This is a genomic window from Roseateles sp. DAIF2 (assembly GCF_015624425.1).
Taxonomy (GTDB): Bacteria; Pseudomonadota; Gammaproteobacteria; order Burkholderiales; family Burkholderiaceae_C; genus Kinneretia.
On sequence record NZ_CP049919.1, the window covers coordinates 5681820 to 5706193 of the forward strand.

Consider the following 24374-nt stretch of genomic DNA (forward strand, 5'->3'; position numbering starts at 1 on the left):
GCGGCACGATGAGCACGAGCCTGCTGGCCGCCGGCCGCACGGCCGGCGCGACCTTCGCCTGGGCGCGCCGGCGCGACGCCGAGGGCCCGGCGCGGCTGGCGCTGCTGGCCTTCATCGCGCTGGTCGTGCTGGCGCCGCTGGGCCAGCTGCTGCTGGCTCTGCTCGAGGCCGGGCCGGCGGCGCTGGCGCTGCTGGCGCCGGACGCGCGCGCGCCGGTGCTGCGCGCCACCCGGCATTCGCTGGAGGTCGGCCTGGGCGGCACCCTGATCGCCACCCTGCTGGGCCTGCTGCTGGCCACCCTGGTGAGCCTGGTGCGGCTGCGCTGGCGCCAGGGCCTGGTGTTCGCCTTCGTGCTGCAGGCCATGCTGCCGCCCCAGGTGGTGGCGCTGGCCTGGCTGCAGCTGTGGCTGCCGCTGCGCGAGGCGTTGCTGGCGCTGGGCTGGAGCGAGCTGGCCGGCGCCGCCAATCCGCTGCAGACCCGCTGGGGCATCATGGCCCTGCTGGGCGTGCACTATGCGCCGCTGGTCTTCCTGACGGTGCGCGCCGGCCTGCTGAACGTGCCGCCCGACGTGATCGAGGCGGCGCGCACCTGCGGCGCCGGGCCGTGGCGCGTGGTCACGCGGGTGCTGTGGCCGCTGATCACCCCGGCGCTGGCGGCCGGCGCGGCGCTGGCCTTCGTCTCCTGCATCGGCAATTTCGGCATCCCGGCCTTCCTGGGCATCCCGGGCGACTACCTGGTGCTGCCGACCCTGATCTATCAGGAGCTGGCGGGCTTCGGCAGCGCCGCGATCCCGCGCGCCACGGCGCTGGCCGCGCTGGTGGCGGCGCTGGCGGCGGCGGGCATGTTGCTGCAGCAGCGCTACGCGCGCCGCGGCCATTACCGCGTGCTGTCCCGGCGCATGCCGCACCCGCCCTACAACTTGGGCCGCGCCGAGCCTTGGCTCATGCTGCCGCTGCTGGGCCTGGCGCTGCTGCTGCTGGGAGCACCGCTGCTGGCCCTGCTGGCCAAGTCGCTGAGCCCGGCGCCGGGCGTGCCGCTGAGCTGGGACGGCCTGAGCCTGCAGCATTACCGCTACGTGCTGTGGGACAACGAGGCCACCCTGCGCGCGCTGCGCAACAGCCTGGGCCTGTCGCTGGGCGCGGCGCTGGTGCTGGCCCTGGCCTCGGTGCTGCTGGCCTACCAGTTGGAGTACCGCCGCCACCGCCTGCTCGCCGGGCTGACGCGGCTGCTGGAGTTCGCCTACGTGATTCCCGGCGTGGTGCTGGCGATGGCGATGATCCTGCTCTACCTGAAGCCGCTGCCGCTGCTGGGCGTCTCGCTCTACAACACGGTCTGGATCATCTTCCTGGCCTATCTGGCGCGTTTCTTCACCCTGCAGCTGCGCCCGGTGCTCAGCGGCCTGCAGCAGATCCCGCGCGAACTGCTGGAGGCGGCCGAGGTGTTCGGCGCCGGCTTCCTGCGCCGTCTCTGGCGCGTGCTGCTGCCGCTGCTGGCGCCCGCCGTCAGCGCCGGCGCGCTGCTGACCCTGCTGCTGGCGATGAACGAGCTGACCGTTTCGGCCCTGCTGTGGGCCAGCGGTTCCGAAACCCTGGGCGTGCTGGTGTTCGGGCTGGAGCAGGGCGGCGAATCGGCCGCCGCTGCCGCCCTGGGCGTGATCGGCATCGCCCTGACCCTGGCCCTGATGCTGCTCGCCAGCCTCTGCGGCCGCCGCCTTCCCGCTGGAGTGCTGCCATGGCGAGCCTGACGATCACCGATGTCCACAAGCGTTACGGCCAGGGGCCGCAGGCCCATGCGGCGCTGCAGGGCGTCAGCCTGGCGGTCGCGCATGGCGAGTTCATCGCGCTGCTGGGCCCCTCGGGCTCGGGCAAGACCAGCCTGCTGCGCGCGATCGCGGGGCTGGAGGACATCGATGCCGGCCGCATCGAGATCGCCGGCGAGCCGCAGAGCACCGCCGGCTTCACCCGGCCGCCGGAGCGGCGCGGCATCTCGGTGGTGTTCCAGAACCATGCGCTGTGGCCGCATCTGAGCGTGTTCGACAACGTCGCCTTCCCGCTGCGCGAGCAGGGCCGGCCGGCCGCCACCGAGCTGCGCGAGCGGGTCGAGCGGGCGCTGGCCGAGGTCGGGCTGCAGTCGCTGGGGCAGCGCCATCCGGGCGAGCTGTCGGGCGGGCAGAAGCAGCGCGTCGCGCTGGCCCGCGCGATGGTGGGCGCGCCGCGCGTGATCCTGTTCGACGAGCCGCTGGCCAGCCTGGACCTGGAGCTGCGCTGGGACATGCTGCGCCAGATCGCGCGGCTGCGCGAGCGCGGCATCACGATGGTCTATGTGACCCACAACCAGGAGGAGGCGCTGGCCCTGGCCGACCGCGTCGCGGTGCTGGCCCAGGGCCGGCTGCAGCAGCTGGCCCGGCCCGAGCAGCTGGTGCGCGAACCGGCCACGGCGATGGTGGCCCGCTTCGTCGGCGGCGGCAATCTGCTGCCGGCACGGGTGCGCGAGCGCGTCGGCGAGCGGCTGCTGCGCGTCGAGGTGGGCGGGCATGCGCTGCTGGCGCGCTGCGCCCGCCCGCCGGCCGGCGCCGAGGTGATGATCAGCGTCGCCCAGACCGCGATCGGGCTCGGCCCCTGCGCCGAGGGTCAGGTCTTGCCGGCGCGCCTGCAATACCTGTTCTACCAGGGCCACGACTCGCTGGCCGAGGTCGAGCTGGCCGATGGCGCCAGCCTGCAGCTGCGCCTGCCCGCCGGCCATGGGGCGCGCGTCGGCGACGCCCTGCCCCTGCATCTCCGCGACGCCTGGATCCTGCCCGAGACCCCGCGATGAATCCCTTCGACCTGCCCCGCCATCTCGCCGAACGCCTGCCCTCGCGGCTGCAGGCCCAGCTGCCGCAGCGCCCGCTGCAGCTGCCGATCCAGCTGCTGCACGGGCTGGAGACGGTCTGCGGCAAGCTGCAGCAGCGCCTGCGCTGGCTGGAGGAACGCAGCACGCCGGCCCGGGCGCCGCAGCCGGCCGGCACGGCCGAGCCGACCTGGGTCGACGACAGCCGGGTCTGCGGCCTGCAGATCGGCGAGGTCGGCCAGCACCAGGCCCTGATCTGGGTGCGCAGCCCCTGGCCGGCGCGGCTGACGCTGCAATGGAGCGGCGGCGCCGACTTCGATGCGGCGCAGGAACTGGCGATGCCGGACAGCCTGGCCGCGGGCGACTGCATCAGCCGGCTGCTGCTGCAAGACCTGCCCCCGGGCCGGCTCATCCACCTGCGGCTGCAGGCCCGGCGCAGCGACGGCGGCGCCGGCGACTGGCGGCACGAGGGCCGCTTCCGGACCGCCCCGGCCGACAGCGCGGCGCTGCGCTTCGCCTGGTCGGCCGATGTCTGTGGCCAGGGCTGGGGCATCAATCCGGAGCGCGGCGGCCTGCCGGTGTTCCAGACCCTGCGCCGGCGCGGGCTCGACTTCTTCGTGCATTGCGGCGACAGCATCTATGCCGACCATCCGCTGGCGCCCGAGCTGGTCGACGAGGCCGGCCGGCCCTGGCGCAACCTGGTGACCCGCGCCAAGTCGCGCGTGGCGCAGAGCCTGGAGGATTTCCGCGGCAATTACCGCTACAACTGGCTGGATGCCGGCTACGCGGCGTTCTGCGCCGAGGTGCCGCAGCTGGTCACCTGGGACGACCACGAGGTGGTCAACAACTGGTCGCCGGGCCTGGCCCTGGCGGCCGACCCGCGCTACACGGTCGGGCTGGGCACGCTGGCCGCCACCGCGCGCCGCGCCTTCGGCGAACACATGCCGCTGACGCCGGAGCGCGCCGCGCCGGATGCACCGCTGTACCGCAGCCTGCGCTACGGCCCGCAGCTGGAGCTGTTCATGCTGGACATGCACAGCCATCGCGGGCCCAACGACCACAATCTGCAGACCGAGGGTGCCGATTTCCTGGGGCCGGCCCAGCTGGCCTGGCTGCAGCGGGCGCTGGCCGGCTCCGACGCGCTGTGGAAGGTGGTGGTGGCGGGCATGCCGCTGGGCCTGAACGTGCCCGACGGCCTGGATGCCCAGGGCCGCATCCGCTGGCAGGGCGTGGCCAACGGTGACGACGGCGCGCCGCTGGGGCGCGAGCGCGAGCTGGCCGCGCTGCTGTCCTTCATCAAACGCGAGCGCATCCACAACATCGTCTGGCTGTGCGGCGACGTGCATTACACCGCCGCGCATTTCTACGATCCCGAGCAGGCCGCGTTCAAGGACTTCCTGCCCTTCTGGGAGTTCGTCTCCGGCCCGCTGCATGCGGGCAGCTACGGGCCGCTGAGCGCCGACGGCACCTTCGGGCTGCAGACCCTGTTCTCGCGCGCCAGCCCGCTGCGCGGCGCCAGCCCGGCGGCCGGCTATCAATTCTTCGGCGAGGTCGAGATCGACACGCAGGGCCGGATGGTCGTGACCCTGCTGGACGGCGACGCCCAGCCGCTGTTCCGCCAAGAGCTGCTGCCGCGGCGCGACGATGCTGACGCTGCAGCTTGACCCGCACAGCGCGCTGAGCCTGGTCGAGCAGATCCGCCAGGGCCTGGCCGCGCTGATCGAGCAGCGCCTGCTGCGCCCGGGCGCCAAGCTGCCCTCGGTGCGGGCGCTGGCCCAGCAGCTGGCGGTCAGCAAGTTCACCGTCACCGAGGCCTATGAGCGCCTGGCGGCGCTCGGCTATCTGCAGCCCCAGGCCGGTTCGGGCTTCTATGTCAGCCGGCTGCTGACGCGGCTGGAGCCGCGCGGCACCGGTGCGCCGGGCCGCACCACCTCCCATTTCGACCATCTGTGGCTGAGCCGCCAGCAGCTCGGCAGCGAGGCCGGCCTGCTGAACCTCGGCGGCGGCAGCCTGCCGCGCGACTGGGACGACCAGTCGCTGATGCGGCGGGCGCTGCGCCAGGTGGCCAGCCATGCGCGCGCCGCGCTGGGCGACTATGGCGACCCCTTCGGCTACCTGCCGCTGCGCGAGATGGTGCAGCTGCGGCTCTCGGCGATGGGCCTGCGCGTGCCGCCGCCGCAGATCGTGCTGACCCATGGCGCCACCCATGCGCTGGAGCTGGTGATACGCCGGCTGCTGCGCCCCGGCGATCAGGTGCTGGTCGAGGACCCGGGCTACTGCAGCCTGTTCGGCAATCTGCAGCTGCAGGGCATCACGATGCTGGGCGTGCCGCGCCTGGCCGACGGGCCGGATCTGCAGGCGCTGGACCGGCTGGCCGCCGAGCATCGCCCCAAGCTCTTCTTCGTGCAGAGCCTGATGCACAACCCGACCGGCTCCAGCCTGCTGCCGGCCAGCGCCCACCGCCTGCTGCAGTTGGCCGCCCAGCATGGGTTCCGGCTGGTGGAGATGGACTTCTATGCCGACCTGGCCAGCCCGCTGCAGACCCGGCTGGCGACGCTGGACCATCTGGAGCGGGTGATCTACATCGGCGCGCTGTCCAAGACCATGCTGGGCCCGGTGCGCCTGGGCTATCTGGCCTGCGATGCGGCGCTGGCCACCGAGCTGGCCAATGTCAAGCTGCTGTCCAGCGTCACCAGCGCCCAGCTCAACGAACGCCTGGCCTACCAGGTGCTGACCGACAAGGCCTGCCGCCGGCATCTGGACCTGATCACCGAGCGCCTGCAGGACTGCACCGCGGCCGCGATCCGCCAGCTAGAGGCGCATGGCTTCGTGCTGCACAGCGAGCCGCGCTGCGGCAAGTACCTGTGGGCGCGCCACCCGGCCCATGCCTCGGCCGAGACCCTGGCGGAGCGGGCGCGCGCGGCCGGCCTGCTGCTGGCGCCGGGCCGGGTGTTCCGGCCCGAGCGCGGCGACACGCCCTGGTTCCGCCTCAACGTGGCCCAGACCGAGCAGCCGGCCTGGCAGGACTGGCTGGCCCACGGCCCCTGAACCCGGCCGGGCCTTGCGCCCGGTCAAGCCACGGCGCCCCAGGGAAAGACCCGAGATCCAAGGCCCCTCGTCGGTACGGCGGCGCCCTGTATGCTTGCCCGCATGATGAAAATCCTGACGCGTTGGCTCTTGTTGGCGGGCGCCCTGCTGCTGGTGGCGGCGCTCTATCCGGGCGTGGTGGTGAAGAGCTATGGCGCGGCGCTGATCGCGGCGCTGATCCTCGGCCTGCTGAACACCCTGCTGCGACCGGTGCTGGTGCTGCTGACCCTGCCGGTCACGGTGCTGAGCCTGGGCCTGTTCCTGTTCGTGATCAATGCGCTGATGTTCTGGGCCGCGGCCTCGATCCTGGACGGGCTGACCGTCACCGGCTTTGGCGCGGCGCTGATCGGCTCGCTGATCTACAGCCTGTGCGGCATGCTGATCGACGTGGTCATCGAGCGTCTGTTCCCGAACGCGGACTGACCGACAGGCGCGGCGTCAGCGGCTGGCCCTGCAGCTGCGGCAGTTCGGCCCCCGGCGGCGCGCCGCGCGGATAGAGCTCGGCCAGCAGCTGGCGGCGCTCGTAGACCAGGCTGCGCAGGCGCGCGTCGATCACCGCCGCCTCGATCTGGTCGGCATCGCGACCGCGCGACTGGTTCAGGCCGGAGCGCAGCCGGTCGATCGCGCCGTTCAGGTCGCCGACCGCGGCACGCGTCTCGCCCAGCGCCCGCACCGCACGCAGCGGCTGGCCCAGCTTTTGCCACAGCTGCGCCAACAGGCCCCAGGCCGTCGCATCGCTGGGCACCAGGCTGACACGGGTCTGCAAGGTCTCGGCCATCTGGCGCGCCACCTCGGGCTGCGCGTCGTACAGGGCCAGCTGGGCGCGCAACAGCTGCAGCGGACGTGAGCGGTCCTGCTCCAGCGGCGCCAGCGCCGCGAAGCCGGCGCCGGATTGCTCCTGCGCCAGCGCCAGCTCGGCTCGCAGCAGCACCAGGGCACGGCGCGCGCGCGCGTCGTTGCCGATCAGTTCCAGCAGCTGTTCGGCGCTGCGCAGCGCGGTCTCGGCGCGCGGCCAGTTGCGCAGCTTGATCGAGGCCAGCGCGCTGGCGTAGCGCGCGCCGATCTGCTCGTAGGCATTGCCGCGCGTGCCGGCGTCCTGCGCCTGCTGCTGGGCCAGGATCTCGGCGCGCTGGTCCATCAACACGCGGGCGCGCGCCGCCATCAGCGCATGCTCGGCCAGGCCGCTGGGCCGCACCAGGGCCGCGGTGCCCAGGCGCGAGCGCGCCTCGCCGATGCGCTCGCTGGTCAGCGGGTGCGAGCGCAGATACGGGTAGGCGCCGGAGTCCATCAGGTGGTAGGCCTGCTCCATGCGCTCGAACATGCTGACCATGCCCGAGGGCGCATAGCCGGCATGGGTCATCACATTGAAGCCGACGCGGTCGGCCTCGCGCTCCATGTCGCGCGAGAAGCTCAGCGAGGCCGCGGCGGCGGCCGCCTGGCTGCCGACGATGACGGCCTGCACCGCATTGCCGTTGCCGGCGCGCGAGGCCGCCAGCAGGCCGGCGATCAGGCCGGCCGTGGCCAGCAGGCTGTTGCGCGAATCGCCGGCCAGGCGGCGCGCGATATGGCGCTGGGTCACATGCGAGAGTTCATGCGCCAGCACCGAGGCCAGTTCGTCCGGCGCGCCGGTCATCGCGATCAGGCCCAGGTGCACGCCGACGAAGCCGCCCGGCAGCGCGAAGGCGTTGACGCTGCGGTCGCGCACCAGGAAGGTCTCCCAGGCGAAGCGCCCGTCGGTGTCGTCGCCGATCTGGCCCAGCGCCTTGCCCGAGGCCACCAGCGGCGCCCACAGCGCCTGCACATATTCCAGCAGCAGCGGGTCGTCCAGATAGTCCGGATCGATGCGGATCTGGCGCATGATCTGATCGCCGAAGCGGCGCTCGTCATTGACGTCCAGATCCTGCGAGACCGCATCGCCCAGCGCGGGCAGATTGACCTGCGCATGCAGCGGGGTCACGAGCGACAGGGCGGCCGCGAGGGCCACCGCCAGGCGGCGCGGCCGGTTCATCAGGCTAGTCAAGGGCGATCTCCAGAATCACGCGGCGCAAAGTCAGGGCTCTTATGATGACAGGGCTTTCGTTGCCCGATTATTGCCGCTGCCAAGACCATGACCTCTCCGCTGACTCATTTTGACGCCCAGGGCCAGGCCCATATGGTGGATGTGGCGGGCAAAGATGTGACGCATCGTGTCGCGCGCGCGGCCGGCCGCATCCGCATGCAGGCCGCCACCCTGGCGCTGATCACCGCCGGCACGGCCAAGAAGGGTGATGTGCTGGGCGTGGCCCGCATCGCCGCGATCCAGGCGGCCAAGCGCACCGCCGAGCTGATCCCGCTGTGCCACCCGCTGCCGATCACGCGCGTCAGCGTCGAGTTCGAGATCGACGCCGCAGCCGCCGCCGTCGACTGCATCGCCCAGGTCGAGACCCTGGGCCGCACCGGCGTCGAGATGGAGGCGCTGACCGCGGTGCAGATCGGCCTGCTGACCATCTACGACATGTGCAAGGCCGCCGACCGCGGCATGGTGATGGAGCGCATCCGCGTGCTGGAGAAGCAGGGCGGCAAGAGCGGCGACTGGGTCGCCGCCGTCTGACCGACTCACTCGGTCAGCGCATCTCGCGATAGGAATAGTCGCGCGACGGCGGCTGGCACTGGAAGGGCTCGGCCATGCCGGCCGCGCGCGTCTCCTCGCATTCGGCCAGCCAGTCCTCGGCCTGCTTGCTGCGAAACTCGCGCAGCCGCGCCACCACATAGCGCGCGCGGTCCACATCGCCGGTGGCGGCCAGCGACTTGGCCCAGGCCATCATCAGGCGCACATCGATCAGGTTGTGCGCCGTGCGCTTGGCCGCGGCCAGCGCCGCCGGCCCGGGCGGCAGGCTGGTGGCCGCCGCATAGTCGGCCTGGGTCGAGAAGAACACGCTGCGCTGGCCGCGCGCGATGCGCTGCTCCAGCGGCCCGGCATCGGCCGGCGGCACATAGATGTCGACCACATGCAGATAGTCCCAGACCGCGAACAGGCTGCCCGCCACCAGCAACGCGCCAACGCCACGCAGCAGCCAGGCCGGCAGCGTGAAGAAGCCGCGGCGCGGCGCGGCGGCCGCGGCGCTCGCGTCACCGCCCAGGCAGATGCCCAGCGCGAAGGCCGTCGGCAGCAGGAAATAGGCATACCAGAGCGGGTACTCCAGCAGGCTGTGCAGGCCGATCATCAGCACGATCATGAAGGCACAGCGCTTCATCAGCGCGGTCTCGCCGCTGGCGCGCTGACTGGCCCGGAAGGCCGACCAGACCGACCACAGCAGCAGCCCTAGCACCGTCAGCCCGAGCGGCCAGCCCAGCTCGACCAGCAGCTGCATCACGATGTTGTGCGTGTGATCGAAGAAGGCCGTCGGCCGGTCCGGAAATGGCGTCATCGTCCAGGCCAGGTTGAACTCGCCCCAGCCGACGCCGGTCCAGGGATGCATCTTCAGCAGGGTCCAGGCATTGGCCAGGATGGCCAGCCGCGATGGCGAGCCCGCCCCCTCGGCCAGCCGCGATTCCGCGCCGAAGGTGTGCTCGCCCAGGTGCGCCCAACCCGCCAGCAGCGCCCAGCTCGCGGCCAGCATCAGCGGCGTGGCCAGCAACGCGAAGCGCTGCGCCCGCGCCAGCTTGCGATCCAGCAGCCCCCACAGCGCCAGCAGCAACACGCCGATCATGCCGGTGCGCGAGGCGCTCAGCACGACACCGAACACCAGCGCGAACAACAGCGCCGGCAGCATCCAGGGCCGACGCAGCTTGCCCGCCGCCGACAACCACACCGCGGCGACGCAGGACCACATCAGCAGGCTGGCCAGATGGTTCGGCTGGCGCAGATTGCCGACCGCGCGGCCGGGGATGCCGGAGCGGGCGATCAGGGTGCCGTCGGAAAATTGAGGGGCGAAGACCTGGATGCATCCGATCAGCAGGCCGGCGAGGCCGGCCAGCAAGAGGCCGAAGCAGAAACCCGTCCAGAGCGGCGAGTGGCCATCGCCCGCGCCGCGACCAAATCGGACCATCGCCCAGCTTGCGCTCAGCAATGCCATCCCTTGCAAGGCAAGGGGTAAGGGCAAGGCATTGAACGAAGGCGAGGCCAGGACCGCAAGCAAAAGCAGCAACAAGGCGATCGACATCGCCCGGCCGACACCTAGCGGCACGCGTCGAGCCAGGAACAGCAGCAAGGTACCCCAAGCGGCCATCGCGAGCAGCTGGTTGAACAGCGTGGCGGACGGGGTGAGGTTGTAGGCCAGGAGCGGCGGCAATGCCGTCGCGAGAAACACCCCCAGCCATGCCGGGCCCGGTTGAGCAGAGGAAGAACAGTGCATGGGGCCGCATGATGGCATGGCGGCCGGGCGGCATCACCGCCCGATACTCAGAACCAACCGTCGCGCCAGAACCGGGGGCTGTAGTGCGTGGCTTCTTCAGGCTCAATGGCGCCTGTGATGCGCGCGGGCGGCTGCCAGAACTCCCGCCAGGAAACCGTGATCACATAGATCTGAATTGCCAGGAGCAGCAGCAACCCGATCGACATCACCTTGCTGCGCTTGCCCGAACTCACTCTTTCTTCTTCAACAGGGGCCTCGACCTGCATGCCATGCAGGCGCTGCTGCAGCAGCGCGACCGTCAGCACGATCCACAGCTGCGGCAAGGGCATGACGAAATTGCCCGAGAAACCGCCGTCCACCAGGGCACCGACCACCCCGACATAGCAGGCCAGCGCCAGCGGATCGGGTTTCCGGCGCTCGTTGAGCCGAAGCTGCCGGGTGACTTGCCAAAGCCAACGCACACAAACCACCGAAAGTACGAGCAGGAACGGCAAGCCATATTCCGCGGCAATCTGCAGATAGATGTTGTGGGGATGCGCCGCCTCACCGTTGAACTGGTGCGCGTAATGCATCGGCCCAACCCCCAGCCAGGGATGCGCCGCCACCATGTCCAGGGCAATGCGCCAGAGGTAGAGCCGAGCTTCGACGCTGCCTCGTTCGCCCAACTCCCGGAACACCGGCAGTTCATCCATACCCAGACCCCAGGGCAGCAGCTTGATCAGCAGCAGGTACAGCACAGCTCCGGCGATGAAAGCGATCACCAAACGCCTGGCGTAGGCGAGCCCCGATGGGCCGAAAAACAGCAAGGTTATCGAGGCGCTGACGATCAAGGCCAATACCGTGGCGCGCCCCAGCAGCAGCAGCAGGAAAAATGCGTTGGCGACCAAGGAAAACCAAGCCAAGCGCCGCCACCAGCCGCGAACCTCTGGCAAACCCAGCAATCCGATCAGCAGCGGGATCAGGAGTGTCTGCACATGGTTGAGGAAGCGGGGATTCACGTAACCGGCAAACACCCGCCAGTAGTCGAGCGTGTGCTCAAGTACGATACCCAGCACCAGCAACAGCAGCTCCAGACCCGCATAAAGAGCCACGCCGCTTAGCAGCAGCCCCACAAGCACCTGGGCGCGACTTGGTGTACCCCAGCTCCGGAGGTGGCCCAGGCTGTAGGCCCCAATGGCCAACGACAGGGTTAAGCACCACTCACGAACCGCCACCGGCGGTCGCTCGCTGCCGAGCGCCGATGCCCCCCCCAAGAGGACTAGAACCACAATCAGGGCACCCGCTCGCCCCACACCCCGTTGGGTCCAAGCGACGCCAATCATCAGCGGCATGCACGCCAGCTGCATGAGGCGCACCGCATCATGTGCCAGCCCGTCCACCCAGGGCAGCACTGGCGCATAGCCAACCAGCAAGCAAACGGCGCAGAGCAGCAGGGCGGGCGGGAGATATCGCACAGCGGAGGCAGAAAGAAACAAAAGATGAATAAAGAAAAGGGGCCTCAAAGGCCCCTTAGTCGCCCGCCTAACCTAGACGAGCTCTACAGATCAGGCGCTCGTTCAAGTGCCCGAGTTGTTCTTCTTCAGCGCGTCCTCAACGGCCTTCGCCATGTTCGTCGATTCGATTTTCCAGGTGATCGCGGAATCAGTCAGCGTCGGAGTCAGCGTGATGGTACCGGCGCTGGTGTTGCCCATGATGTTCGCGTCAATGTTCGCGGTGATCTTGCCATCAGCCACGCCGACGGAAGAAACCAGGGCTGTCGCCATGCTCGCAGGAACGCCGTTAATGCCGAGGTCGCAGTCGGCTGGCGTAGCACCAGCGGCATAGCCCTTCTCCTGGACGCAGATAGCGACGCCCTTCTTGTAGGCATCAATGCTGGACAGCGCCGAAGCCGCCTTTGTCTTGGAGGTGTAGTCGCGATACTGCGGAATCGCCACGGCAGCCAAGATGCCGATGATCGCCACGACGATCATCAGTTCGATCAGGGTGAAACCTTGTTGGACTTTGCGCTTCATGCTCATGATGAAAAACTCCTGCGAAAGAAGAAGAAAGGGGTTGAGTGGGACAGAGACATCCCCCCTGAATGCAGGGGCCGTGCCAGCCTCTTCAACCCCACCAAATGTGACCCAGTTCACGGATTTCCCGGCAGGCGGCCATCGAAGGTGACGTTTTTTGTCGGCTCCAGCGGCGCGATTTGTCGCCTGGCATGGGGCTGACCTTTTTTGTCAGCCGCGCAGAAGCTCAGAGCGACAGGATCTGGCCCGCCTGCAGGGCGGCGATGCGGTGCGGGGTGGCCAGGGCGCCGACTTCCTGCATCACCGCATCGACCTCGCCGGGCTTGATATGGGTGATGTGCACGTCGATGCTGCCGCCCAGCTGGGCCAGCTCCTTGCCGAGCGCGGCCGGGCAGAGGTGGCGGCTGATGCGCGCCAGCTGGCGCTCCTCGTCGCTGAAGGCGGTTTCGATCACCAGATGGGCCACCTTGATCTGGGCCAGGCGCTGCCACAGGGCCGGATTGGGGCCGGTGTCGCCGGTGTAGACCCAGTGGCCCGCCGCACCGCCGTCGACCGCGAAGCCACAGGCCGGCACCGTGTGCTCGGCGCTCAGCACCTCGACCGCGCGTCCGCCCGGCAGCTGCAGGCGCTGGCCGATCTCGAAGGGGCGCAGCGCCAGCACCGGATGTTCGGCGCTGGGCAGGCGGGTGAAGTCGGGCCAGATCACGCCGTTGAACACATGCTGGCGCAGCGCTTCCAGGGTCGGCGCCAGGCCGAAGACCTGGATCGGCGGGCGCTGGGCCTGGGCACGCAGGCGCAGCACCGAGTCGGCCAGCAGCGGGATGCCCAGCACATGGTCCAGATGGGAATGGCTGAGCAGGATATGGTCGACACGCGCCAGCGCCTCCAGGCCCAGGTCGCCCACGCCGGTGCCGGCGTCGATGAGCACATCGTCGTCCAGCAGGAAAGCGGTGGTCTTGTATCCGGCGGCGATCGCGCCGGAACAGCCCAGGACTCTTATTTTCATGCGCGGCGTTGAAGCAGGCGAGCCCGGGGCTCGGTGAACGGGGGGCTCCAATTTACGCATGCCAGCGGCGCGCGCAAGCCGCCTTTTTCGCGTTTCTCAGCCGTTCGAGGGAGAAGCCGCGCGGCGCGTGACTTGCTGCACGGCAGCGCCCTCGCCCGCCGGCCCGTCCGGCTACTACTGCTGCTGCACGAACTGCATCTGGGTGCCGGCCAGCTCGATCACATCGCCGCTCTTGAGCGCGATCGATTCGCCGGTCAGCGGCACGCCGTTGACGCTGGGCCGGGCGCCGCCCTCGACATGGGCGAACACATAGCCGCTGGGCCGCTTGGTGATCGAGGCCACCTGCACGCCGGGCTTGCCGACCGTCGTGACCACCTTGGTCAGGCTGACCTCGCGGCCGGCGGCGGCACCGGTCAGCACCTTGATCGTGGCCGGGGTCGCCGCGCTGGCCGGCGAACCGAGGGCGCCGAAGGACGAGGGCAGGCCGAAGCCGCTGGGCGTGCCGCCCGGCTTCAGGATCATGGTCTTCTCGTAGTCCATGCTGTCTTCCAGCAGGAACTTGATCTTGTACTTGCCCACCTCGACGACATCGTTGTTGGCCAGCAGCTGCTTCTTGATGGCCTTGCCGTTGATGTAGGTACCGTTGGTGGAGTTCAGGTCCTCGATGAACACATCGGCGCCGACCATCTGCAGCACGGCGTGCTCGCCGCTGACCGCCAGGTTGTCGATCACGATGTCGTTGTAAGGCCGCCGCCCGAGCGTGGTCTTGTCCTTGGTGATCTGCACCTCCTTGATCACCACTCCGTCGAGCGAAACCACCAGTTTGCCCATGCTTGACCTCAGTCCTATTGTCTCGTTGGCGTGCCGGGCCCGGCGACGCGAAGGAAGTAGATGAAGAAGATAGAGGACGGCGTTGCCGTTACCTACGATCGTCTACCGAAGGGCCACCAGGTCCGGCTGACAGGCTTGGCGCGACCCTCCGCGCGAGCCAGCACAATCGCAATATTATCCTTGCCACCCATGTCATTGGCGCCGCTTATCAAGGCTTGGGCCGCTTCGGACAGCGAAGGGTGGTTTATCAGCAACTGCGCCAGGGCGTCGTCGTCCAGCATATCGGACAGCCCGTCGGAGCAGAGCAGGAACAGATCACCCGGCTGCACCTCGTGCTGATGCAGCTCCAGCATCACCGTGTCCTCGACGCCGACCGCGCGGGTCACCAGGTTGCGGTTGTTCGAGAAGGCGGCCTCCTCGGGCGTCAGCAGGCCGGCGTCGAGCTGCTCCTGCAGCAGCGAATGGTCGCGGGTCAGCTGGGTGAACTGGCCGTTGCGCAAACGGTAGGCGCGCGAGTCGCCGACATGGCCCAGCAGCAGCCCGCCCTCCAGGAACACCGCCAGCACCAGGGTCGTGCCCATGCCGGCATAGCGCGGGTTGGTGTTCGCGGCATTGAAGATCGCGCGGTTGGCGTTGTCGACGCAGATGTCCATCGCGCGCCGCACATCGGCCGGCGCCGCCTTGCCGCCGGCCTCCTTCAGCCAGCGGCCCAGCTCGGCCTTGATGAAGCTGGTCAGCATCTGGCTGGCCACCTCGCCGGCGTTGTAACCGCCCATGCCGTCGGCCAGCACCGCCAGGCCCACCGCCTCGTCCACCGCCACCGAGTCTTCGTTGTTGTCGCGCGCGCGGCCAACATCGGTTGCGCTGAAGATCTCCACGGTCATGGGCGGGCGGGTTGAAGTAAAGGGAAGGAAATATCTCAGGGATTGTGCCCCGGCTCACCGCGCTCCAGGCGCTCGGTGCGCGCGAACGGGTCGGCGGCCGTGAAATCCTGACCGGGCGGGGCCGGGTCTTGCCCCGCCGGCCCGAGCTGGGCCAGCACCGCCTCCAGGTCCTGGGCCAGCGCCTCGCCGTCGGCATAGCGCAGCTCCGGCCGCTTCTCCAGCGCCAGGGCCAGCACCAGGGCCAGCGACTCCGGCAGGTCGGGACGGTGGTGGCGCACATCGGGCGGCGCCTGGTTGGCGATCTGGTACATCAGGGTCGCCATCGAATCGGACTGGTGCGGCAGCTGCCCCGTCAGCAGCTGGTACAGCATCGCGCCCAGCGAATAGAGATCGCTGCGGCCGTCGACCTTCAGCCCGGCCAGCTGCTCGGGCGACATGAAGGACGGGGTGCCCAGCACCAGGCCCGTGCGGGTGCGGCTGCCGTCGGCGATGCGCGCGATGCCGAAGTCCATGATCTTCAGCGCGCCGCTGGCGCGGTCCAGCATCACATTGCTGGGCTTGATGTCGCGATGCACCACGCCCTGCTGGTGCGCATAGGCCAGCGCCCGCGCCAGCCGCAGCACCAGGGCCAGCACCTCGCGCACCGGCAGCAGGGTGCCGGGCCGGGTGTAATGGCTCAGGTCCTGGCCCGGTGCGTACTCCATCGCGATCCAGGCATCCTGCCCGGCCTGGCCGGCATCCAGCACCTGCAGTATCTCCGGGTGCTGCAGATGCCCGGCGGCACGCGCCTCGCGCATGAAGCGCTGGCGCACGTCGATCAGATCCTCAGCCGCGAACTCGCGCTGCAGCGCCAGGCGCTTGATCGCGACCTTGCGGCCGCTGGATTTCTCGATGGCCAGGTGCACCACGGCCATCGCGCCGCGCCCCAGTTCCTCGCCCAGCTCGTAGGCGGCGAGCGTGGTGCCGCCACCGCCCTCATGCAGGAAATGCTGGGGCTGGGTGCTGGCCTCGCCCGACTCGGAATCCGCCGCCGCGCCGGCACCGCCGAGGCGGCCCAGCGCGCGTTTCCAGAAGCCGGACGCGGCCATCGCAGGATCAGGCGGCCGCGCTGCCGCCCTTGTTGCGTGCGGCCAGCAGCTTGCCGGCGGCCAGCACCAGCAGCGCACCGACGACACCGGCGCCGTAGTACAGCGACGGCAGCACCTCGGTCGAACCGGGCTTGTCACCCGGCACGGTCGGCACCCAGGACGACAGCGCCGGGTCGCCCACCATCATCGTGCCGGCGATCCAGCCCAGCAGCATCGCGCCCAGAGTGATGACCATCGGGAAACGGTCCATCAGCTTGATCACCAGCTGGCTGCCCCAGACGATGATGGGGATCGAGACCAGCAGGCCGAAGATCACCAGCGGCATCTGATGGTCGCCACCCGCGCCCTCAGCGGCGCCGGCGATCGCGATCACGTTGTCCAGGCTCATCACGAAGTCCGCGACGATCACGGTCTTCACCGCGGCCCAGAGCTTGTCGCTGGCCTGGATGTTGGCATGCTCGTCGTCATGCTCGGGCATCAGCAGCTTCATGCCGATCCACAGCAGCAGGATGCCGCCGACCAGCTTCAGGAAGGGCAGCTTCAGCAGGGTGAGTGCGAAGAAGATCAGCACGACGCGCAGGATGATGGCGCCGGCGGTACCCCAGAGGATGCCCTTGGTGCGCTGGGCATCGGGCAGCTTGCGGCAGGCCAGCGCGATCACGACCGCGTTGTCGCCGCCCAGCAGGATGTCGATCATGATGATCTGGCCGACGGCAAGCCAGAACTCGGGACTGGAAAGCATGTCCATGTGAGGAGCTTTGAGTTATTTGAATACCGTGGCCCGCGACGGTTGGACTATAGCCGGGCCCCCCAGCCTCTGACGACGCAAAAACAAAGAGGGGCAGAAGCCCCTCTCGTCAGGCCGCACAGGCTGCGGCGAAATTGTGCGCTGCGGCAGGGCCGGTCCCGATGCGTGGATTTACGCATCGGCGGGCCGGCACCGCCGCGGGCCGCTGCTTACAGCAGGCCCTTCAGCAGACGGCCCATCTCGGACGGGTTGCGGGTCACGGTGAAGCCGCACTCTTCCATGATGGCCAGCTTGGCATCGGCCGTGTCGGCGCCGCCCGAGATCAGCGCGCCGGCGTGGCCCATGCGCTTGCCGGGAGGGGCGGTGACACCGGCGATGAAGCCGACGATCGGCTTCTTCATGTTGGCCTTGCACCAGCGGGCGGCTTCCGCCTCGTCCGGGCCGCCGATCTCGCCGATCATGATCACGGCGTCGGTGTCCGGATCGTCGTTGAAGGCCTTCATCACGTCGATGTGCTTCAGACCGTTGATCGGGTCGCCGCCGATGCCCACGGCCGACGACTGGCCGATGCCCAGCTCGGACAGCTGCGCCACGGCTTCATAGGTCAGGGTGCCGGAGCGCGACACGACGCCGACGCGGCCCTTGCGATGGATGTGGCCGGGCATGATGCCGATCTTGATCTCGTCGGGCGTGATCAGGCCGGGGCAGTTGGGGCCCAGCAGCAGGGTGCGCTTGCCACCGGCGGCTTCCTTGGCCTTCATCTTGTTGCGCACTTCCAGCATGTCGCGCACGGGGATGCCTTCGGTGATGCAGATCGCCAGGTCCAGGTCGGCCTCGACGGCTTCCCAGATCGCGGCGGCGGCGCCGGCGGGCGGCACGTAGATCACCGACACGGTGGCGCCGGTCTGCGAGGCGGCTTCCTTGACGGTCGCGTAGATGGGGATCTCGGAGAACTTCTCGCCCGCCTTCTTGGGGTTCACGCCGGCGACGAAGGCGTTCTTGCCGTTCGCGTAGGCCTGGCAGCCCAGGGTGTGGAACTGACCGGTCTTGCCCGTGATGCCCTGGGTGATGACCTTGGTGTCTTTGTTGATGTAGATCGACATGATTTCTTTCCTTGCAGGGCTTACTTGACGGCGGCGACGATCTTGGTCGCGGCTTCGGCCATGGAGTCGGCGGCGATGATCGGCAGGCCCGACTCGGCCAGCATCTTCTTGCCCAGCTCTTCGTTGGTGCCCTTCATGCGCACGACCAGCGGCACGGACAGGTTCACGGCCTTGCAGGCGGTGATCACGCCTTCGGCGATGGTGTCGCACTTCATGATGCCGCCGAAGATGTTGACCAGGATGCCCTTGACCGACTTGTTCTTCAGCATGATCTTGAAGGCCTCGGTCACCTTCTCGGCCGTGGCGCCACCGCCGACGTCCAGGAAGTTGGCCGGCTCGCCGCCGAACAGCTTGATGGTGTCCATCGTGGCCATCGCCAGGCCGGCGCCGTTCACCAGGCAGCCGATGTTGCCGTCCAGCGAGATGTAGGCCAGGTCGAACTTGGAGGCCTCGACTTCGGCCGGATCCTCTTCGTCCAGATCGCGGTAGGCGACGATCTCGGGGTGACGGAACAGGGCGTTGGCGTCGAAGTTGAACTTGGCGTCCAGCGCGATCAGGTTGCCCTTGGAGTCGCAGTTCAGCGGGTTGATCTCAACCAGCGACGCGTCGGTGTCCATGTAGCACTTGTAGAGCTTGGCGAAGATGTCGACCGCCTGGTCGATCGAGGCGCCGCTCAGGCCGATGGCCGCGGCGATCTTCTTGCTCTGCTCGGTGGTCAGGCCCACCAGCGGGTCGATCATCTCGGTGATGATCTTCTCGGGGGTCGAATGCGCGACCTCTTCGATGTCCATACCGCCTTCGCTGGACGCGATGAAGGCGACCTTCTGCGTGCCGCGGTCGGTGACCAGCGAGACATACAGCTCATTCTTGATGTCGGCGCCGTCCTCGATGTAGAGGCGACGGACCTTCTGGCCTTCCGGGCCGGTCTGGTGCGTGACCAGCTGCATGCCCAGGATCTGCTCGGACAGCGCCTTCACGTCATCCATCGACTTGGCCAGCTTGACGCCGCCGCCCTTGCCACGGCCACCGGCGTGGATCTGCGCCTTGACCACCCAGACCGGGCCGCCCAGCTTCTGTGCGGCTTCGACCGCTTCTTGCACCGTGAACGCGGGAATGCCGCGCGGCACCGGCACGCCGAACTGGCGCAGGATTTCCTTGCCCTGGTACTCGTGAATCTTCATAGGGGTCTCGCTTAGAGGGAAAAGTCAGGAAGAGGTGGTGGAGGTCGCGGTCACCGCGCCGGCCATGGCCGGACGGAACCAACGGGGGTAATGCGCCTGCACGACGGCACCGTCGCTGCGCAGCGCATGACATTTGTCGATCTGGAACGGCGGCTGGCCGCTGCCGGCGTCGCCCTCGCGGGTGTCGATCACGATGCCGGCGAAGGCCTGGATCACCGCGGTCGGCAGCACCTGGCTCAGCTCGGTCAGGTGCGTGCAACCCTTGATGCCGGCCAGGCGTTCCTTGACGCCGGCGCGGAAGCCCTTCAGCAGGTTCAGCCCGGTCAGGCGCGCATAGGCGTCGCCATGTTCGGAGCAGCTGCCGGGATAGGGCATGCCGCGCGTCTCGGAACCGGCGGCCAGCACATTCAGCTGGCGGTCGACCACCAGGCACAGCAACATGTCGTGCAGCGGTTCGCCGGCACGGCGCAGTCCGGAGGCCAGCGGGATGTCGCGGGTCTTCAGGTCCTGCAGCGTGGCCTCGACGTCGAACAGCCCGTCGCCGCGCGCGAACACCTGCACATCGATGGCTCGACGGTGCAGCAGCTGGCGCTCGGAAGCGGGGGTGAGCAGGGACATGAAGGGTACAGACTGAGGCGCAAGCAGGCCCGCCAAACCCCGAAAACGGAGGGCGGGCAAGACTGCCAAAGACCGCCAATGTAGCATGCTGCGCTGCCGCAAGCCTGTCGCGGGGCTGTCAGCCCGCGACTTCCGGCCTGATTGTTCGCACCGAGGAACGGCCGGTTTCAGTCCGGCAGACCGCGCAGCACCCGGCGGATCACCTCGGCGGAGAAGCCGCGGCCGGCCAGGAAACGGGTCTGCTTGGCCCGCGCCGCCGCGTCTTCCGGGGGCGTGGCGCCGAATTTGCGCTGCCAGACCGCCTGCGCACGCTCCAACTCGCTGTCCTTCAACCGGGCCTGGGCCTCCTCGCCCAGGCTCAGGCCATGCTGGGCCAGCTCCTGCTTGATACGCAGATTGCCATAGCGCCCGGCGCGCGCATGTACGCGCGACTCAACGAAGCGCGTCTCGTCCAGATAACCCCGGGCCTGCAGCCAGACCAGCAGCTGCTCGACCTCGTCCGCCACATCGGCCGGTTCGGCCAACTCATCGAGCGGCTCGTCGGCGGGCGCCTCGGCCTGCCTGACGGCCTGGGCCGCCCGGGCCAGGCGCAGCAGCTTGCTGCGCAGCTCGGACAGGCTGTGCTCGCGCTGCGCCAGCAGCGCGATCGCGCGCATCTTCAGGGACAGGGGCTTGTGGAGGCTCATGGCGCCGCGGCATCCGGTGCCAGGCTCAGGTCCAGGCCCGGCCGCATGTCGGCGGGCAGGTCGCCCCGCCCCGGCAGGCCCTGGCGCCAGCTCGGTGGCGCCTGCACATCGGACCAGTATTCGTCGAGGCCGGCGATGCGCCCGCCCTCCAGCGTGAAGAAGCTGTTGGCGTAGAAGGACGCCTCGCCATGATCGACCCGCACCAGGCTGTGCACCCGTCCGGCGCTCAGCGCCCGCAGTTCCAGCAGGCGGATCGTCCAGCCCTCGGGGTAGACCGCGTTCACATGCACGACCGCGGCCGCGCCGATGAAGCGCTCGCGCGTGGCCCACCAGGTGCAGCAGGCCTCGGGCGCGAGCAGGGCCTGGGCCTCGGCCCAGCGGCGCGCCTGGTACAGCGCCCAGAAGCGCCGCACCAGGGCCGATTCGGCCAGATCGGCCATTTCGGCCGACGCGCTGCCATGGCCCTCACCGGCCGGCCACGGCGGGACCAAGCGCCTTACTCCGCGGCGCTCACGCCCAGCAGCGGCACGCCCAGCGATTCGCGGATCTTGTTCTCGATCTCGACCGCGATGTCGGGGTTCTCGCGCAGGAACTCGCGGGCGTTGTCCTTGCCCTGGCCGATCTTCTCGCCACCATAGGCATACCAGGCGCCGGCCTTGTCGACCACCTTGGCGACCACGCCCATGTCGATGATCTCGCCCTCGCGGCTGATGCCCTCGCCGTAGAGGATGTCGAACTCGGCGGTCTTGAACGGGGGCGAGACCTTGTTCTTGACGACCTTGACCTTGGTCTCGGAGCCGATCACCTCCTCGCCCTTCTTGATCGAGCCGATGCGGCGGATGTCCAGGCGCACCGAGGCGTAGAACTTCAGCGCATTGCCGCCGGTGGTGGTTTCGGGCGAGCCGAACATCACGCCGATCTTCATGCGGATCTGGTTGATGAAGACGACCGTGCAGTTGGTCTTCTTGATCGTGGCGGTCAGCTTGCGCAGGGCCTGGCTCATCAGGCGGGCCTGCAGGCCGGGCAGGGAGTCGCCCATCTCGCCTTCGAGTTCGGCCTTGGGCGTCAGCGCGGCCACCGAGTCGATGATGATCAGGTCCACCGAACCGGAGCGCACCAGCGCATCGACGATCTCCAGCGCCTGCTCGCCGGTGTCGGGCTGGCTGATCAGCAGGTCCTGCAGGTTGACGCCCAGCTTCTGCGCGTACTGCACGTCCAGCGCATGCTCGGCATCGATGAAGGCGCAGACACCCTGCAGCTTCTGCATCTGGGCGATCACCTGCAGGGTCAGGGTGGTCTTGCCGGAGGATTCCGGACCGTAGATCTCGACCACGCGGCCGCGCGGCAGGCCACCGACGCCCAGCGCGATGTCCAGGCCCAGCGAGCCGGTGGAGACGACCTGGATGTCCTCGATCACCTCGCCCTCGCCCAGGCGCATGATGGAGCCCTTGCCGAACTGCTTTTCGATCTGGGCAAGAGCGGCCTGCAGGGCCTTGGCTTTTTCGGTATTGGCGTTTTTGACGGGGGCATCCATGTTCGATCTCCTGTTTCGGCTGGGCGCATTATGGCGCAATCTGTATATTCGTACAGTAGTTTAGACAGGGGCTGCTGCCATTCAATGTCAGTAGTGCCAGCCTCCCTAGAATGCTCATAAAGACTGGGGACAAGCGATGCGCATCCTGATTGCGGAAGACGACCAAGTGCTGGCTGATGGCCTGTTGCGCGCGTTGCGCGCCTCCGGCTATGCGGTGGACCAGGTCGGCTCGGGCACCGAAGCCGATGCGGCGCTGGCCTCGCATGAGTTCGATCTGGTGATCCTGGACCTGGGCCTGCCCAAGCTGCATGGCCTGGAGGTGCTGCGCAAGCTGCGCGCGCGCGGCGCCTCGATGCCGGTGCTGATCCTGACCGCGGCCGACAGCGTCGAGCAGCGCGTCAAGGGCCTGGACCTGGGCGCCGACGACTACATGGCCAAGCCCTTCTCGCTGCAGGAGCTGGAGGCCCGCGTGCGCGCGCTGACCCGCCGCGGCCTGGGCACCGCCTCCTCGATCATCAAGCATGGCCCGCTGTCCTTCGACGCCACCGGGCGCGTCGCCTACATCAACGACCAGATGGTCGAGCTGTCGGCGCGCGAGCTCTCGCTGCTGGAGGTGCTGCTGCAGCGCGCCGGCCGCCTGGTCAGCAAGGACCAGCTGGTGGAGCGCCTGTGCGAATGGGGCGAAGAGGTCAGCAACAACGCGATCGAGGTCTACATCCACCGCCTGCGCAAGAAGATCGAGCAGGGGCCGATCCGCATCGCCACGGTGCGCGGCCTGGGCTATTGCCTGGAGAAGATCCCAGGATGAACGGGGCACCCCGCTGGCTGGGTACAGCCATCGCCCCTCCGGGAGGGTCGGGCCTTGCTTGGGGCGGCCCGGCGCTGCGGCCCGCCTGAGCCGGATGCGCTGAATGGCCGCCGACCGCGAGCAACGCTCCCTGTTCGGCGAGATCCTCGACTGGATGCTCGCCCCGCTGCTGGTGATCTGGCCGATCAGCGTCGCGCTGACCTGGCTGGTGGCCCAGGGCATCGCCGGCCGCCCCTATGACCGCGAGCTCGGCGAGATGGCGCGCAACCTCGGCCTGCAGGTCGCCGCGGCTGAAGCGCCGGAGGGGCGGCGCTCGCGCTACGCGCTCTCCCCCGAGGCCGCGGCCCTGCTGCGCGCCGACGAGACCGACACCGTCTACTACCAGGTGCTGGGCCTGCGCGGCGAGTTCCTCAGCGGCGACCGCAGCCTGCCGGTGCCCGAGGTGGAAACGCCGATCGTGCCCTGGGAGCTGCATTTCCGCGACGACGAGGTCGGCAGCGACAGCGTGCGCGTCGCCTACCTGTGGGTCGCGCCCGAGGGCATGGCCGGCGCCACCCAGACCATGCTGGTGCAGGTGGCCGAGACCCTGGGCAAGCGCGCGCGCCTGACCAACGAGATCATCAAGGGCGTGATCCTGCCGCAGTTCGTGATCCTGCCGCTGGCGGTGCTGCTGGTGTGGATGGCGCTGGCGCGCGGCATCGCGCCGCTGAACGACCTGCAGCGCCGCATCCGCTCGCGCGAGAGCTCGGACCTCAGCCCGATCGACGAGCGCCGCATCCCCGACGAGGTGGCGCCGCTGGTGCGCGCGATCAACGACCTGCTGGGCCGGCTCGACCAGTCGATCGGCGCGCAGAAGCATTTCCTGGCCGACGCCGCGCATCAGCTGAAGACGCCGCTGGCCGGGCTGCGCACCCAGGCCGAGTTCGCGCAGCGCGAGATCGACGAGGGCAAGAGTTCGCCGGCCGAGCTGAAGCGCTCGCTGCAGCAGATCGCGCTGTCCAGCCAGCGCGCCGCCCATATGGTGAACCAGCTGCTGGCGATGGCGCGCGCCGAGGACAAGGAGCATGCTGCGCGGCGCAGCGAGGTCAACCTGTCCGAGCTGGCGATGGAGACGGTGCGCGACTTCGTGCCGCGCGCGATGGACAAGCGCATCGACCTCGGCTTCGAGGGCCCCGACGCGAGCCAGAGCACCTTGCGCATCCACGGCCATCCGCTGCTGATCCGCGAGCTGATCCGCAACCTGGTCGACAACGCCCTGCTCTACACGCCGGCCGCGGGCACGGTGACGGTGCGCGTGGTCGAGGACCCGTTCGGCCAGGTGACCGTGCTGCAGGTGGAGGACTCCGGCCCGGGCATCGCGGAGAACGAGCGCGAGCAGGTGTTCCAGCCCTTCTACCGCGCCCTGGGCACCAATGTCGACGGCTCGGGCCTGGGCCTTGCCATCGTGCGCGAGATCGCCACCGCGCATGCGGCCGAGGTCGGCCTGGACGAGACCCGCAGCCTGCGCCCGGGCCAGCCGCATGAGGAGGGCCAGGGCCCCGGCGCGCGGTTCACGGTGCGTTTCACCGCCCGACCCAAGCCGGAGCAGGACGAACAACCGGCGGCCGAGGACTGAGGCGCGGCC

General features: G+C 69.1%; 23 protein-coding genes. 8 read left to right on the forward strand and 15 right to left on the reverse strand.

The features are described from left to right. Positions 1–8 precede the first annotated feature (8 nt). The 5 genes from G8A07_RS26180 to G8A07_RS26200 all read left to right on the forward strand — a co-directional run bounded on the left by G8A07_RS26180 (position 9) and on the right by G8A07_RS26200 (position 6340). Complete coding sequence (locus G8A07_RS26180; protein WP_195794834.1) at positions 9–1745, forward strand: iron ABC transporter permease; 1737 nt, start codon at positions 9–11, stop codon at positions 1743–1745. Beyond that, the gene (locus tag G8A07_RS26185; RefSeq protein ID WP_195794835.1) at positions 1733–2815 is read left to right on the forward strand and encodes an ABC transporter ATP-binding protein; all 1083 of its coding nucleotides are present in this window, start codon (positions 1733–1735) and stop codon (positions 2813–2815) included. Before G8A07_RS26180 ends, G8A07_RS26185 begins: the two co-directional genes overlap by 13 nt. Continuing rightward, on the forward strand, positions 2812–4494 hold the full coding sequence (locus G8A07_RS26190; protein ID WP_195794836.1) for an alkaline phosphatase: 1683 nt from the start codon (positions 2812–2814) through the stop codon (positions 4492–4494). The genes G8A07_RS26185 and G8A07_RS26190 overlap by 4 nt, the downstream gene beginning before the upstream one ends. Continuing rightward, on the forward strand, positions 4475–5878 hold the full coding sequence (locus G8A07_RS26195; protein ID WP_195794837.1) for a PLP-dependent aminotransferase family protein: 1404 nt from the start codon (positions 4475–4477) through the stop codon (positions 5876–5878). Before G8A07_RS26190 ends, G8A07_RS26195 begins: the two co-directional genes overlap by 20 nt. Positions 5879–5983: 105 nt before the next feature. After that, complete coding sequence (locus G8A07_RS26200) at positions 5984–6340, forward strand: phage holin family protein (RefSeq protein WP_195797969.1); 357 nt, start codon at positions 5984–5986, stop codon at positions 6338–6340. On the opposite strand, the gene G8A07_RS26205 is transcribed toward G8A07_RS26200, so the two are convergent. Continuing rightward, positions 6309–7937, reverse strand: a complete 1629-nt coding sequence (locus tag G8A07_RS26205) for a M48 family metalloprotease (RefSeq protein WP_249937149.1) — start codon at positions 7935–7937, stop codon at positions 6309–6311. The genes G8A07_RS26200 and G8A07_RS26205 overlap by 32 nt on opposite strands. Before the next feature lie 87 nt (positions 7938–8024). Between G8A07_RS26205 and moaC the strand changes: the two genes are divergently transcribed. After that, positions 8025–8507: a cyclic pyranopterin monophosphate synthase MoaC gene (gene moaC, locus G8A07_RS26210; RefSeq protein WP_195794838.1), complete on the forward strand. Its 483-nt coding sequence runs from the start codon at positions 8025–8027 to the stop codon at positions 8505–8507. Positions 8508–8520: 13 nt separating this feature from the next. On the opposite strand, the gene G8A07_RS26215 is transcribed toward moaC, so the two are convergent. The 14 genes from G8A07_RS26215 to recA all read right to left on the reverse strand — a co-directional run bounded on the left by G8A07_RS26215 (position 8521) and on the right by recA (position 21942). Further along, positions 8521–9945: a PglL family O-oligosaccharyltransferase gene (locus tag G8A07_RS26215; RefSeq protein ID WP_249937150.1), complete on the reverse strand. Its 1425-nt coding sequence runs from the start codon at positions 9943–9945 to the stop codon at positions 8521–8523. A gap of 353 nt (positions 9946–10298) precedes the next feature. After that, positions 10299–11753 (reverse strand): O-antigen ligase, encoded by a 1455-nt coding sequence (locus G8A07_RS26220; protein WP_195794840.1) that lies wholly within the window; start codon positions 11751–11753, stop codon positions 10299–10301. A 54-nt stretch (positions 11754–11807) separates the two neighbouring features. Then, on the reverse strand, positions 11808–12269 hold the full coding sequence (locus G8A07_RS26225; protein WP_305798632.1) for a prepilin-type N-terminal cleavage/methylation domain-containing protein: 462 nt from the start codon (positions 12267–12269) through the stop codon (positions 11808–11810). Positions 12270–12489: 220 nt separating this feature from the next. After that, the gene (locus G8A07_RS26230; RefSeq protein WP_195794841.1) at positions 12490–13269 is read right to left on the reverse strand and encodes an MBL fold metallo-hydrolase; all 780 of its coding nucleotides are present in this window, start codon (positions 13267–13269) and stop codon (positions 12490–12492) included. A 174-nt stretch (positions 13270–13443) separates the two neighbouring features. Then, positions 13444–14100, reverse strand: coding sequence for an FHA domain-containing protein (locus tag G8A07_RS26235; RefSeq protein ID WP_195794842.1), 657 nt, complete (start codon positions 14098–14100; stop codon positions 13444–13446). A gap of 92 nt (positions 14101–14192) precedes the next feature. Continuing rightward, positions 14193–14984, reverse strand: coding sequence for a Stp1/IreP family PP2C-type Ser/Thr phosphatase (locus G8A07_RS26240; protein WP_195794843.1), 792 nt, complete (start codon positions 14982–14984; stop codon positions 14193–14195). Between the two features lie 35 nt (positions 14985–15019). Then, positions 15020–16072, reverse strand: coding sequence for a serine/threonine-protein kinase (locus G8A07_RS26245; protein WP_195794844.1), 1053 nt, complete (start codon positions 16070–16072; stop codon positions 15020–15022). A gap of 7 nt (positions 16073–16079) precedes the next feature. Then, positions 16080–16820 (reverse strand): TerC family protein, encoded by a 741-nt coding sequence (locus tag G8A07_RS26250; protein ID WP_195794845.1) that lies wholly within the window; start codon positions 16818–16820, stop codon positions 16080–16082. Positions 16821–17029: 209 nt separating this feature from the next. Further along, the gene (gene sucD / locus G8A07_RS26255) at positions 17030–17923 is read right to left on the reverse strand and encodes a succinate--CoA ligase subunit alpha (RefSeq protein ID WP_195794846.1); all 894 of its coding nucleotides are present in this window, start codon (positions 17921–17923) and stop codon (positions 17030–17032) included. 20 nt (positions 17924–17943) lie between these two features. Beyond that, positions 17944–19104 carry an ADP-forming succinate--CoA ligase subunit beta gene (gene sucC / locus G8A07_RS26260; RefSeq protein ID WP_195794847.1) on the reverse strand — a complete coding sequence of 387 codons (1161 nt, stop codon included), beginning with the start codon at positions 19102–19104 and terminating at the stop codon, positions 17944–17946. 24 nt (positions 19105–19128) lie between these two features. Further along, positions 19129–19722: a DUF2889 domain-containing protein gene (locus G8A07_RS26265; RefSeq protein ID WP_195794848.1), complete on the reverse strand. Its 594-nt coding sequence runs from the start codon at positions 19720–19722 to the stop codon at positions 19129–19131. 167 nt (positions 19723–19889) lie between these two features. Beyond that, positions 19890–20408, reverse strand: a complete 519-nt coding sequence (locus G8A07_RS26270) for a regulatory protein RecX (protein ID WP_195794849.1) — start codon at positions 20406–20408, stop codon at positions 19890–19892. Then, entirely contained in the window at positions 20405–20899 is a 495-nt protein-coding gene (locus G8A07_RS26275; protein ID WP_195794850.1) for a nuclear transport factor 2 family protein, read from the reverse strand. Before G8A07_RS26275 ends, G8A07_RS26270 begins: the two co-directional genes overlap by 4 nt. A 5-nt stretch (positions 20900–20904) precedes the next feature. Continuing rightward, positions 20905–21942 (reverse strand): recombinase RecA, encoded by a 1038-nt coding sequence (recA, locus tag G8A07_RS26280; protein WP_195794851.1) that lies wholly within the window; start codon positions 21940–21942, stop codon positions 20905–20907. A 136-nt stretch (positions 21943–22078) separates the two neighbouring features. Between recA and G8A07_RS26285 the strand changes: the two genes are divergently transcribed. Together G8A07_RS26285 and G8A07_RS26290 are read left to right on the forward strand one after the other, a co-directional pair. Then, positions 22079–22750: a response regulator transcription factor gene (locus G8A07_RS26285; RefSeq protein ID WP_195794852.1), complete on the forward strand. Its 672-nt coding sequence runs from the start codon at positions 22079–22081 to the stop codon at positions 22748–22750. Between the two features lie 103 nt (positions 22751–22853). Next, on the forward strand, positions 22854–24365 hold the full coding sequence (locus G8A07_RS26290; protein ID WP_195794853.1) for a sensor histidine kinase: 1512 nt from the start codon (positions 22854–22856) through the stop codon (positions 24363–24365). Positions 24366–24374 lie beyond the last annotated feature (9 nt).